Origin of the sequence: Streptomyces sp. CA-146814 (assembly GCF_050942385.1) — a bacterium.
Classification (GTDB): domain Bacteria; phylum Actinomycetota; class Actinomycetes; order Streptomycetales; family Streptomycetaceae; genus Streptomyces.
The window spans coordinates 1548901-1561129 of the sequence record NZ_CP192068.1 but is presented as its reverse complement, the minus strand read 5'-3'; the positions used below and the strand labels follow the sequence as shown (position 1 = coordinate 1561129).

The 12229-nt window shown below is 70.5% G+C and carries 10 protein-coding genes; 8 read left to right on the top strand and 2 right to left on the bottom strand.

The window, feature by feature from the left end; translation table 11 throughout:
- Positions 1-118 precede the first annotated feature (118 nt).
- From ACQP09_RS06910 to ACQP09_RS06900, 3 genes are all read left to right on the top strand, one after another.
- The gene (locus ACQP09_RS06910; RefSeq protein ID WP_433396781.1) at positions 119-742 is read left to right on the top strand and encodes a cell division protein SepF; all 624 of its coding nucleotides are present in this window, start codon (positions 119-121) and stop codon (positions 740-742) included.
- A 90-nt stretch (positions 743-832) separates the two neighbouring features.
- On the top strand, positions 833-1117 hold the full coding sequence (locus tag ACQP09_RS06905; protein ID WP_432148135.1) for a YggT family protein: 285 nt from the start codon (positions 833-835) through the stop codon (positions 1115-1117).
- Between the two features lie 49 nt (positions 1118-1166).
- Positions 1167-2312 (top strand): DivIVA domain-containing protein, encoded by a 1146-nt coding sequence (locus ACQP09_RS06900; protein WP_380983495.1) that lies wholly within the window; start codon positions 1167-1169, stop codon positions 2310-2312.
- 311 nt (positions 2313-2623) lie between these two features.
- On the opposite strand, the gene ileS is transcribed toward ACQP09_RS06900, so the two are convergent.
- Positions 2624-5767: an isoleucine--tRNA ligase gene (gene ileS, locus ACQP09_RS06895; protein ID WP_433396778.1), complete on the bottom strand. Its 3144-nt coding sequence runs from the start codon at positions 5765-5767 to the stop codon at positions 2624-2626.
- A 576-nt stretch (positions 5768-6343) separates the two neighbouring features.
- On the opposite strand from ileS, the gene ACQP09_RS06890 reads away from it, so the two are divergent.
- From ACQP09_RS06890 to ACQP09_RS06870, 5 genes are all read left to right on the top strand, one after another.
- A complete protein-coding gene (locus tag ACQP09_RS06890) occupies positions 6344-7129 on the top strand; it encodes a TraR/DksA family transcriptional regulator (RefSeq protein ID WP_433396776.1) in 786 nt (261 codons plus the stop codon).
- Between the two features lie 58 nt (positions 7130-7187).
- Entirely contained in the window at positions 7188-7778 is a 591-nt protein-coding gene (gene lspA, locus ACQP09_RS06885; RefSeq protein WP_432148131.1) for a signal peptidase II, read from the top strand.
- Between the two features lie 77 nt (positions 7779-7855).
- Complete coding sequence (locus tag ACQP09_RS06880) at positions 7856-8797, top strand: RluA family pseudouridine synthase (protein ID WP_433396774.1); 942 nt, start codon at positions 7856-7858, stop codon at positions 8795-8797.
- Positions 8794-9267, top strand: coding sequence for a GNAT family N-acetyltransferase (locus ACQP09_RS06875; protein WP_433396772.1), 474 nt, complete (start codon positions 8794-8796; stop codon positions 9265-9267). Before ACQP09_RS06880 ends, ACQP09_RS06875 begins: the two co-directional genes overlap by 4 nt.
- A 210-nt stretch (positions 9268-9477) precedes the next feature.
- Positions 9478-11064, top strand: a complete 1587-nt coding sequence (locus ACQP09_RS06870) for a Na+/H+ antiporter (RefSeq protein WP_433396770.1) — start codon at positions 9478-9480, stop codon at positions 11062-11064.
- An 11-nt stretch (positions 11065-11075) separates the two neighbouring features.
- On the opposite strand, the gene ACQP09_RS06865 is transcribed toward ACQP09_RS06870, so the two are convergent.
- Positions 11076-12227, bottom strand: a complete 1152-nt coding sequence (locus ACQP09_RS06865) for a mechanosensitive ion channel family protein (RefSeq protein ID WP_433396768.1) — start codon at positions 12225-12227, stop codon at positions 11076-11078.
- Positions 12228-12229: the final 2 nt, after the last annotated feature.

Here is a 12229-nt window from a genome sequence, read left to right as displayed (position 1 = left end):
AGCAAGTCGGACCACAGCAGAAAATATGGTCATTGCCCGGCACGGCGGGGCTGACCACCGTGGATCGCGGGCACTTGGTGACGAATGCCGATCCACCACAGAGCGGAGGACTCGGAGCATGGCCGGCGCGATGCGCAAGATGGCGGTCTACCTCGGCCTCGTGGAGGACGATGGGTACGACGGCCCGGGGTTCGACCCCGATGACGAATTCGAACCTGAGCCGGAGCCCGATCGGCGACGGCATCAGCCCCCGCACCAGGTGGAACGCGAGCGCGAGCGGGAGCGCGAAAGGGACGAACCGGTACGAGTGGTACAGCCGCCCGCCCAGCGTGAGCCGGTTCGGCTCCCCGCGGAAAGCGTGCGACCCGCCCGGATCGCACCCGTGGCATCCATCACACCTGAACGCCCGAACATGGAGAAGAACGCACCGGTGATCATGCCCAAGGTCGTGTCCGAGCGGGAGCCGTACCGCATCACCACGCTGCATCCCAGGACCTACAACGAGGCCCGTACCATCGGGGAACACTTCCGTGAGGGCACTCCGGTGATCATGAATCTCACGGAGATGGACGATACGGACGCGAAGCGACTTGTCGACTTTGCCGCAGGACTCGTCTTCGGGCTCCATGGCAGCATTGAACGCGTGACGCAGAAGGTGTTCCTGTTGTCGCCTGCTAACGTCGATGTCACGGCGGAGGACAAGGCCCGCATCGCAGAGGGCGGATTCTTCAACCAGAGCTGAGAACACGACACCGGGAACAACCCGGCCGCGAGGCCGGAACCGGCCGAGCGGCCGGAGCTATGAGAGCCAGGGGAGAGGGAACAGCGGGACATGGGCGTCGCACTGGATGTGGTCTATATCGTGCTGATGTGTTTCCTCATCGTGCTGATCTTCCGGCTCGTCATGGACTACGTCTTCCAGTTCGCACGTTCATGGCAACCCGGCAAGGCGATGGTGGTCGTACTGGAGGCCACCTACACTGTCACCGATCCACCGCTCAAGCTTCTGCGGCGGTTCATTCCGCCGCTGCGTCTCGGGGGCGTGGCACTCGACCTGTCCTTCTTCGTTCTGATGATCATCGTCTACATCCTGATCAGCGTTGTGGTCAGGTTGTGAGCGATACGGTCTTGCCGACTGCCGACGACTACGTAGAGGTGAAGAAGAGATGCCGTTGACCCCCGAGGACGTGCGGAACAAGCAGTTCACGACCGTCCGCCTCCGAGAAGGCTATGACGAGGACGAGGTCGATGCCTTTCTCGACGAGGTCGAATCGGAGCTGACCCGTCTGCTCCGTGAGAACGAGGACCTGCGCGCGAAGCTGGCCGCCGCGACGCGCGCCGCCGCGCAGAACCAGCAGCAGCAACAGCAGCAGGGTATGCGTAAGCCCCCGGAGCAGCAGGACCGCCCGGGCGCACCCGTCCCCGCCGCCATATCTGGACCGCCGCAGCAGCAGCCCCCGCAGATGGGTCCGCCCCAGCTGCCCGGTGGCGCGCCGCAGCTGCCTGCCGGCCCCAGCGGTCACGGCCCCCAGGGCGGCCACGGCGGCCCGCAGGGCCAGGGCCCGATGCAGGGCGGTCCCATGGGTGGCCCGATGGGCGGCCCCATGGGCCAGCACCCCCAGCAGCAGCAGATGCAGCAAATGCAGCAGATGCAGCAGCCGCAGATGCAGCAGCAGGGGCAGGGCCCCGGTGGCGACAGTGCCGCCCGTGTCCTCTCGCTCGCGCAGCAGACCGCCGACCAGGCGATCGCGGAGGCCCGTTCCGAGGCCAACAAGATCGTCGGCGAGGCGCGCAGCCGTGCCGAGGGTCTGGAGCGCGACGCCCGTGCCAAGGCGGACGCCCTGGAGCGGGACGCGCAGGAGAAGCACCGCGTGGCGATGGGCTCGCTGGAGTCGGCCCGCGCGACGCTGGAGCGCAAGGTCGAGGACCTGCGGGGCTTCGAGCGCGAGTACCGCACGCGGCTGAAGTCCTACCTGGAGAGCCAGCTGCGTCAGCTGGAGACCCAGTCGGACGACTCGCTCGCGCCGCCGCGTACGCCGGCGACGGCCTCGCTGCCGCCGTCCCCCTCGCTGGCCCCGGCCGGTGCGGGTGCGATGGGTCACTCCATGGGCAGCTCCAACCACGGTGGCCACGGTGGCCAGCAGATGGGTGGCGGCCAGTCCATGGGCGGTGCGCCGTCCTACGGCGGGCAGCAGCAGATGTCGCCCGCGATGACGCAGCCGATGGCGCCGGTTCGGCCTCAGGCGCCGCAGCCGATGCAGCAGGCGCCGTCGCCGATGCGTGGGTTTCTGATCGACGAGGACGACAACTGATCGGTACGCGCTCGCTGAGCGCGTAGCCGTCGGCAGTCAGAGGGCCGGGCCCCGGGGTTTTCCCCGGGGCCCGGCCCTCTGCCGTGGGCGGCGGCCGGTGTGGCCGGGCCCCCTCTGTCCTCAAGCGCCGGACGGGCTTGATTTCGGGGCGCTGCCCCGAACCCCGCTCCTCAAGCGCCGGAGGGGCTGGAAAACTCAGCCTCGCCGGCGTTTGAGGCGCGGGGGTTCGGGGGCGGAGCCCCTGAGGGGGTACGTGGGAGGGCCCGGCTGGAACCTCCCAGCCGGGCCCTCCTCCTTACTGCGGGCTACCGCTACTGCTTGCGCAGGCGGAACACCAGGGACAGGCCCTCGTCCTCGAACGGGGCGCCGTACGTGTCGTCCGCCTCGCCCTCCGCGTAGTCCACGGCCAGGACCTCCTCGGAGATCAGCGGCGCGTGGTCCGTGAGGGCCTCCGCCGTTGCCGGGGATGTTGTGGTCCAGCGGACGGCGATGCGGTCCGCCACGTCCAGGCCGCTGTTCTTGCGGGCCTCCTGGATCAGGCGGATCGCGTCACGGGCCAGGCCCGCGCGCCGCAGCTCCGGGGTGATCTCCAGGTCCAGGGCCACCGTCGCGCCCGCGTCCGAGGCGACCGACCAGCCCTCGCGCGGGGTCTCCGTGATGATCACCTCGTCGGGGGAGAGGGTGATGCTCTCGCCCTCCACCTCGACCGACGCCGTACCCTCGCGCAGAGCCAGGGACAGCGCTGCCGCGTCCGCCTCGGCCACCGCCTTGGCCACCGCCTGTACGCCCTTGCCGAACCGCTTGCCCAGCGCCCGGAAGTTCGCCTTCGCCGTCGTGTCGACCAGCGAGCCGCCGACCTCCGAGAGCGAGGCGAGCGATGTGACGTTCAGCTCCTCCGTGATCTGCGCCCGCAGATCGGCGGGGAGAGCGTCGAAGCCCGCCGCCGCCACCAGCGCCCGCGACAGCGGCTGGCGCGTCTTCACACCCGACTCCGCGCGCGTCGCCCGGCCCAGCTCCACCAGGCGGCGCACCAGCGCCATCTGGGTCGAGAGGGTCGGGTCGATCGCCGTCGCGTCCGGCTTCGGCCAGGAGGACAGATGCACCGACTCCGGGGCCTCCGGCGTGACCGGCGCGATCAGGTCCTGCCAGACCCGCTCCGTGATGAACGGGACCAGCGGCGCCATCAGCCGCGTCACCGTCTCCACCACCTCGTGCAGCGTGCGCAGCGCCGCCTTGTCGCCCTGCCAGAAGCGGCGGCGCGAGCGGCGTACGTACCAGTTGGAGAGGTCGTCCACGAACGCCGAGAGCAGCTTGCCGGCGCGCTGGGTGTCGTAGCTCTCCATCGCGACCGTCATCTGGTCGACCAGCGCGTTGAGTTCGCTCAGCAGCCAGCGGTCCAGGACCGTACGGTCCGCCGGGGCCGGGTCGGCCGCCGACGGGGCCCAGCCCGACGTGCGCGCGTACAGGGCCTGGAAAGCGACCGTGTTCCAGTACGTCAGGAGCGTCTTGCGGACGACCTCCTGGATCGTGCCGTGGCCCACCCGCCGCGCCGCCCACGGAGAGCCGCCCGCCGCCATGAACCACCGCACCGCGTCCGCCCCGTGCTGGTCCATCAGCGGGATCGGCTGGAGGATGTTGCCCAGGTGCTTGGACATCTTGCGGCCGTCCTCGGCGAGGATGTGGCCCAGGCAGACCACGTTCTCGTACGAGGATTTGTCGAAGACCAGTGTTCCTACCGCCATCAGCGTGTAGAACCAGCCGCGGGTCTGGTCGATGGCCTCCGAGATGAACTGCGCCGGGTAGCGGCTCTCGAAGACTTCCTTGTTCTTGTACGGGTAGCCCCACTGCGCGAACGGCATCGAACCCGAGTCGTACCAGGCGTCGATGACCTCCGGGACGCGGTACGCCTCCAGCTGGCAGTTCTCGTGCGTGCAGGTGAAGGTGATCTCGTCGATGAAGGGGCGGTGGGGGTCCAGACCTGATTGGTCGGTGCCCGTGAGTTCCGTAAGTTCCGCGCGGGAGCCCACGCACGTGAGGTGGTTGTCCTCGCAGCGCCAGATCGGCAGCGGCGTGCCCCAGTAGCGGTTACGGGAGAGCGCCCAGTCGACGTTGTTGTTCAGCCAGTCGCCGAAGCGGCCGTTCTTGACCGAGTCCGGGTACCAGTTGGTCTTCTCATTCTCCTGGAGGAGACGGTCCTTGATCGCGGTCGTACGGATGTACCAGGACGGCTGCGCGTAGTAGAGCAGCGCCGTGTGGCAGCGCCAGCAGTGCGGGTAGCTGTGCTCGTACGGCACGTGGCGGAAGAGCTTGCCCCGCGCGTCCAGGTCCGCGGTGAGCGCCTCGTCGGCCTTCTTGAAGAAGACGCCGCCGACCAGGGGGAGGTCCTCCTCGAACGTGCCGTCCGGGCGGACCGGGTTGACCACCGGGAGACCGTACGCACGGCAGACCAGGAGGTCGTCGGCGCCGAACGCGGGGGACTGGTGGACCAGACCCGTACCGTCCTCGGTCGTGACGTACTCGGCGTTGACCACGTAGTGCGCCTCGGCCGGGAAGTCGACGAGGTCGAAGGGGCGCTCGTACGTCCAGCGCTCCATCTCCGCGCCGGTGAACGACTGGCCGGTCGCCTCCCAGCCCTCGCCGAGCGCCTTCTCCAGGAGCGGTTCGGCGACGACGTGCTTCTCCTCGCCGTTCGTCGCGACGACGTAGCGGACCTCGGGGTGCGCGGCGACGGCCGTGTTGGAGACCAGCGTCCACGGGGTCGTCGTCCAGACCAGGAGCGCCGCCTCGCCGGCCAGCGGGCCGGAGGTGAGCGGGAAGCGGACGAAGACCGAGGGGTCGACGACCGTCTCGTACCCCTGGGCCAGCTCGTGGTCGGAGAGGCCGGTGCCGCAGCGCGGGCACCAGGGGGCGACGCGGTGGTCCTGGACCAGCAGGTCCTTGTTGAAGATCTCCTTCAGCGACCACCAGACGGAGTCCACGTACTCCGGGTCCATCGTGCGGTACGCGTCGTCCAGGTCGACCCAGTACCCCATACGGGTCGTGAGCTCGGCGAAGGCGTCGGTGTGGCGGGTCACCGACTCGCGGCACTTGGCGTTGAACTCGGCGATGCCGAACGCCTCGATGTCCTTCTTGCCGTTGAAGCCCAGTTCCTTTTCCACGGCGAGCTCGACCGGCAGGCCGTGGCAGTCCCAGCCGGCCTTGCGGCCCACGTGGTAGCCCTGCATGGTGCGGAAGCGCGGGAAGACGTCCTTGAAGACGCGGGCCTCGATGTGGTGGGCGCCGGGCATGCCGTTGGCGGTGGGCGGGCCCTCGTAGAACACCCACTCCGGGCGGCCCTCGGACTGGTCCAGGCTCTTGGCGAAGACCTTGTTCTCGCGCCAGAAGTCGAGCACGGCGTGCTCCAGCGCGGGCAGGTCGACCTGAGCGGGTACCTGGCGGTACTGCGGCGATGTCATGTGCGGCTTCCTCCGGCGGACGTCTTCCACTTCCGTCGGAGGGACGAGAGCGTCTGGCGCTCCCGCGGTACCACCCTCCTTGGCCCCGGGCGTGCGCCCGTGGCCCCCTCATTGGGGTCGCGATGCCGGGTCTAGTGGCCTCGCCGTCCGTGGGCGGTGCCCATGGGCCGAGACTTTCTTCCGGCGGCTCCGGGGTGATCTTCACGACGCGCTCGCCCCCGGGCTCCCACCGTCCCCGGGTCGCTGCTGGCTGCGTACGACGCTACTCGTCCCATCCACGCCTCTCGCTGGGCTCAGTGTACGGGCCCGTACGGCTGACGGCCGACCGGTTTAACCCGGCGCCCGGGCGTGACCCGAATGGCCAGTCGGAGGCGTACGGAGTTGGCCGCGGCGGTGCGGGGGCGGCCAGGGGCGGATTACCGGGCGGGGAGCTGGGAACAACCGATGCAGACGCGCCACGACCGGGCAGGGGGAGGGGCGAAAGGGCGGCGTGCCCCGTTGCCGCGGGGCTGGGGTCGATTTATCGTCCCAGCACGATTCGCGAGCAAGATCACAATATGTGAAGGGGCCGCGGCCATGGTGGCGAAGAAGACGGCGGAAGAGACCGCGGCCGGGCAGAAGGCCGACGGGAAGCCACCGGCCGGCGAGACGTCCCAGGACGACACGGCTGCCGGGAAGACGACCGCCAAGAAGGACGTCGCGAAGAAGACGCCTGCCAAGAAGGGTGCGGCGAAGAAGACCGCCGCCAAGAAGAGCACGACGAAGAGCACGACCAAGAGCAGCGCGAAGAAGAGCGCGGCCAAGAAGGCTTCGAAGACGGCCGCAGAGACGGCCACGGGGGCGGCTGCGGCCGCCGAGGAGACGGGAGCCCACACGGTGGTAGCCAAGAAGAGCGCGAGTCGCCCCGCAGCCGGTACGGACGAGGCGGCCGTGCCGCCGGCCCGGGCCGCCGCCGCGACCGCTCCCGGCGAACTGGCGGTACGGCCCGGTGAGGACCCCTGGACGCCCGAGGAGGTCACCGAGGCGCGCACCCTGCTGACCAGCGAGATCATGCGGCTGCGCAGCGAGCTGGAGGCCTCCGGCGCCGCGCTCGCCGGGCTGATGCGGGACTCCGGGGACGGCGCCGGCGACGACGAGGCCGACACGGGCACCAAGAACATCACGCGGGAACACGAGCTGTCGCTCGCCGCCAACGCCCAGGAGATGCTGGAACAGACCGAGCGGGCCCTCGCCCGGCTCGAAGCGGGCACCTACGGGCTCTGTGAGATCTGCGGCAAACCGATCGGCAAGGCACGGATGCAGGCATTTCCCCGCGCCACCCTCTGCGTCGAGGACAAACAGAAGCAGGAGCGGCGCGGCTGACCCGCACAGGTGTGTCGTACCCTCGTCCTCAGTCAGGCACCTAGGTTGAGGGACTCACGTGGCAGAGGCGGAGCGCATCATCGGTACGCCGGACAATCCCGAGGCCGAGCACACGGACGAAGGCGGCTCCACGGCCGCCGACGCCGCCGTGAACGCGGGTGTGGGCAAGCGCAAGATCCTGGCGCTCGTCGGCGTCGCGATCGTCGCCTATCTGCTGGACCTGGTCACCAAGCTGATCGTGGTCGCCAAGCTGGAGCACCAGCCGCCGATCGACATCATCGGTGACTGGCTGCAGTTCCGGGCGCTGCGCAACCCGGGCGCCGCGTTCGGGTTCGGCGAGGCGTTCACGGTGATCTTCACCATCATCGCGGTCGGCGTGATCGTGGTCGTGATCCGCCTGGCCCGCAAGCTCTACAGCCTGCCGTGGGCCATCGCCCTGGGGCTGCTCCTCGGCGGTGCGCTCGGCAACCTCACCGACCGGATCTTCCGGGCGCCCGGCGTGTTCGAAGGGGCGGTGGTCGACTTCATCGCCCCCAAGCACTTCGCCGTCTTCAACCTCGCCGACTCCGCCATCGTCTGCGGCGGCATCCTCATCGTGATCCTCTCCTTCAAGGGGCTGGACCCCGACGGGACCGTCCACAAGGACTGACCGTCCACAGGGACTGACCGTCCACAGGGACCGACCGGGCTGCGCGGGCAAGGCTGCGCGCAAGGCATACTCGACTGGTGAGTACGCACCCCGAGATCCGCACCCTGCCCGTACCGGACGGCCTGGAAGGCGAGCGTGTCGACGCCGCCATCTCCCGGATGTTCGGTTTCTCCCGCACCAAGGCCGCCGAGCTGGCCGCCGCCGGGAAGGTCCAGGTGGACGGTTCGGTGGCCGGCAAGTCCGAGCGCGTGCACGGCGGTGCCTGGCTGGAGGTCGAGATGCCGGGCGCGCCCGCCCCAGTCCAGATCGTCGCCGAGCCCGTCGAGGGCATGGAGATCGTCCACGACGACGACGACATCGTGGTCATCATGAAGCCGGTCGGCGTCGCGGCCCACCCCAGCCCCGGCTGGACCGGCACCACCGTCATCGGCGGCCTCGCCGCCGCCGGGTACCGGATCTCGACCTCCGGCGCCGCCGAGCGCCAGGGCATCGTGCACCGCCTCGACGTCGGCACCTCCGGCCTGATGGTCGTCGCCAAGTCCGAGCGCGCCTACACGCTGCTCAAGGGCCAGTTCCGCGACCGGGTCGTCGACAAGAAGTACCACGCGCTCGTCCAGGGCCACCCGGACCCGATGAGCGGCACCATCGACGCCCCCATCGGGCGCCACCCCAACCACGACTACAAGTGGGCCGTCACCGCCGAGGGCAAGCCGTCGGTGACCCACTACGACCTGATCGAGGCGTACCGCGCCGCCAGCCTCCTGGACATCAAGCTGGAGACCGGCCGCACCCACCAGATCCGGGTCCACATGTCCGCCCACCGCCACCCGTGCGTCGGCGACCTGACGTACGGCGCCGACCCGACCCTGGCCAAGCGGCTCGGGCTGACCCGGCAGTGGCTGCACGCGGTGCGCCTGGGCTTCGAGCACCCGAGCGACGGCTCCTGGGTGGAGTTCTCCAGCACCTATCCGGCCGACCTCCAGCACGCCCTCGACACCATCGCGGCGGAGAGCCAGTGACCTCGTATTCCACCCGCAGGGCCGTCGAGGAGAGCGACCTCGCCGCCTGCTTCCAGGTGCGCAAGGAGGTCTTCGTCGGCGAGCAGAACGTGCCCGAGGAGATCGAGTACGACGCCTACGACCCGACAGCCGTGCACGTCCTGGCCGTGGCGGCCGACGGCACCGCCCTCGGTACGGGGCGGCTGCTGCACGGCGCCGACGCGGCCGGGAAGACCGGCGGCGACCTCACCGTCGGCTCGCTCGGCCGGCTCGCGGTGACCCGGCAGGCGCGCGGCCTCGGCGTCGGCGCCGCACTCGTGCGGGCCATCGAGGACGAGGCGGCCCGGCTCGGCCTCGCCGCCGTCGACCTGCACGCCCAGACCCACGCCCTCGGCTTCTACGAACGGCTCGGATACGTCGCGTACGGCCCCGAGTTCCCGGACGCGGGCATTCCGCACCGGGCGATGCGCCGGGAGATCGGCGCCGCCTGACCCCGCCCACCGGGAGGTTCCGGCCCGCCCACCGGGAGGTCCGGCCCCGGTCCACGGGGGGTCTCGGCCTCCTCGCGGGTCCCGCATGGCAGGGTGGAGGACCGCCCGGCCGGTGATCCGGCCGGGCTTCCTGACGGCCGTTCACCTCGGGGGGTGTCCTGGAGGACACGGTGAGCGGCCCGGAACCGTACGCTCCGGAAGGCGCCTCCCGTGGATCAAATGGCCCTGCTGCTCCTGCTGCTGCTCGGAGCCGTGGTCACGGTGCCGCTCGGCGCCCGGCTGGGGCTGCCGGCACCGGTGCTGATGACGCTGGCCGGGGTCGCCATGGCGTTCGCGCCCTTCGTGCCGAACGTCGACATCCCGCCCGAGATCATTCTCCCGGCCCTGTTGCCGCCGCTGCTCTACGCCTCCGTGCAGCGGACCTCCTGGCGCCAGTTCGCCGCCAACAAACGCCCGATCTTCCTGCTGGCCGTCGCCCTGGTCTTCGTCACCACGGCCGCCGTCGCCGCCGTCGCCAACTCCGTCGTTCCCGGGCTGCCGATCGCCGCCGCCGTGGCGCTCGGCGCGCTGGTCGCCCCGCCCGACCCGGTCGCCGCGACCGCCGTGGCGGGCTCGGTCGGACTGCCGCGCCGGCTCGTCTCCATCCTGGAGGGCGAGGGGCTCTTCAACGACGTCACCGCGATCGTGCTCTACCACGTGGCCATCGCCGCGGCGGTGAGCGGCACCTTCTCGGTGCCCGAGGCCTTCGGCCTGCTGATCCTCTCCGCCGTGGTCGCGGTCGCCGTCGGCCTCGCGCTCGGCTGGCTCACCATCAAGCTGATGGGACTGCTCGGCGACGCCACCCTCCAGGTCGGCCTGAGCCTGCTGGTGCCGTTCGCCGCCTACGTCCTGGCGGAGGAGCTGATGGGCTCCGGTGTGCTCGCCGTCCTGACCATCGCGCTCTACCTCGCCGAGCACACCGCCGACGCCGACGACGTGCTGGGCCGGCTCACCGGACGCACCTTCTGGGAGATCGTCGACACTCTGGTCACCGGGGTGGCCTTCGGGCTGATCGGCCTGGAGCTGCACAGCGTGTTCGGCACCTCCGGCGGGCGCGAGTTCCAGATGGTCGGTTGGGGGCTCGCGATCGTCGCGGTCGTCGTCGGCGTACGGCTGGCGTGGCTGCTGCCCGCCACCTGGCTCGCCAAGAAGCTGCACACCCGGCGGGACGTCAGCGAGGAGATCCCGACCAGCTGGCGGGAGACCGTCGTCATGTGGTGGGCCGGGATGCGAGGCGTGGCCTCCGTCGCGCTGGCGCTCGCCATCCCGCTGGAGACCGACGACGGACAGCCCTTCCCCGGCCGCGACGAGATCATCTTCATCGCCTTCTGCGTGATCATGGTCACCCTCGTCTTCCAGGGGCTGACCCTGCCCTGGCTGGTCCGCAAGCTGCGCGTGCGCGCCGACGCCGCCGCCGAGGAGGCCCTGGAACGGGACCTCGCCCTGCGCGCCGCCAAAGCCGCCAAGTACCGGCTCAAGGAGATCCAGGAGGTCGAGGAGTTCCCGGACGAGGTCGTGGAGCGGCTCCAGAAGGCCGCGTACGACATCGGCGCCCGGATCAACCCGGAGATCGTCGGCGAGGAGCGGCGCGAGGCGTACGCGAAACGGGCCGAGCGGTTCCAGGCGGTCAGCCGGATCCAGCGCGAGATGATGTCGGCCGCCCGCCATGAGGTGCTCTCCGCGCGCAACGAGCCCGGCTCCGACCCCGAGGTGGTCGACCGGGTGCTGCGCCAGCTGGACTTCCGCTCGCTGCGCTGAACCCGGCGGTCTCAGCCGCGGCCCGTCCGGGGCGCCTTGGAGTCCTCCAGGTCAGGGGAGGGGCCGGAGCCGTTGCGGCCGGGCCGGGGCCGCGCCCCTGTCAGCTCCGCCCACTGTTCGCCCGGCGGCAGGGCGGCGGGCGAGCTGGCGATGCGCGGCAGCGCGTACGGGTGGTGGTCGCGCAGCCAGCCGATCAGCTGCTCGCGCACCGCGCACCGCACCGTCCAGATGTCGTCCGCGTCCTTCGCCGTGACCACCGCCCGCACCTGGATCGTGGACGGCGTCGTGTCGGTGACGGCGAGGGACCAGTCCCGGCCGTCCCACGCGGCGATGTCGCCGAGGATGTCCCGCAGCTTCTTGCGCATCGCGGACACCGGCGCCGCGTGGTCCAGGTGGAAGAAGACCGTGCCGGTCATCTGCACCCCGCCGCGCGACCAGTTCTCGAACGGCTTGCTCGTGAAGTACGAGACCGGCATCGTGATCCGCCGCTCGTCCCAGGTCCGTACCGCCAGGAACGTCAGCGTGATCTCCTCGATCGTGCCCCACTCGCCGTCCACCACCACGGTGTCACCGAGCCGGACCATGTCGCCGAACGCGATCTGGAGCCCCGCGAAGAGGTTGCCGAGGGTCGACTGGGCGGCCACACCCGCGACGATGCCGAGCACACCGGCCGAGGCCAGCATCGAGGTGCCGACCCCGCGCATCGCCGGGAACGTCAGCAGCATCGCCGCGATGGCGACCACCATCACGACCGCGATGACGACACGCTGGATCAGCGTCACCTGCGTACGGACCCGGCGGACCCGGGCAGGATCGCGGGTGGCTGTCGCGTACCGGGCGTAGCTGGCCTCGACGACCGTCGCGGCGGCCCGGACCACCAGCCAGGCCGTGGCGCCGATCAGCACCAGGGAGAGGGCCTGGCCGATGCCGACCCGGTGCTCCCACACCCAGGGGATCTTCGTCTGCCGGTAGGAGCCGCGCAGCAGCGCCGCGATGATCACCACCTGCAGCGGTGGCCGGCACCGCCGCAGCAGACCCCACAGCGGGGTCTCGTGGTGGCGGCTGTCGGCCCTGCGCAGCAGCCGGTCGACCAGCCAGCCGATCAGCAGGGTGATCACCACGGATCCGCCGAAGACGATCAGCGGGCGCAGCACGTTCTCCATCT

Coding starts and splice junctions, on each gene's coding strand:
- ACQP09_RS06910 (WP_433396781.1), top strand. CDS start 119: ATGGCCGGCGCGATGCGCAAGATGGCGGTCTACCTCGGCCTCGTGGAG.
- ACQP09_RS06905 (WP_432148135.1), top strand. CDS start 833: ATGGGCGTCGCACTGGATGTGGTCTATATCGTGCTGATGTGTTTCCTC.
- ACQP09_RS06900 (WP_380983495.1), top strand. CDS start 1,167: ATGCCGTTGACCCCCGAGGACGTGCGGAACAAGCAGTTCACGACCGTC.
- ileS (WP_433396778.1), bottom strand. CDS start 5,767: ATGACATCGCCGCAGTACCGCCAGGTACCCGCTCAGGTCGACCTGCCC.
- ACQP09_RS06890 (WP_433396776.1), top strand. CDS start 6,344: ATGGTGGCGAAGAAGACGGCGGAAGAGACCGCGGCCGGGCAGAAGGCC.
- ACQP09_RS06865 (WP_433396768.1), bottom strand. CDS start 12,227: ATGGAGAACGTGCTGCGCCCGCTGATCGTCTTCGGCGGATCCGTGGTG.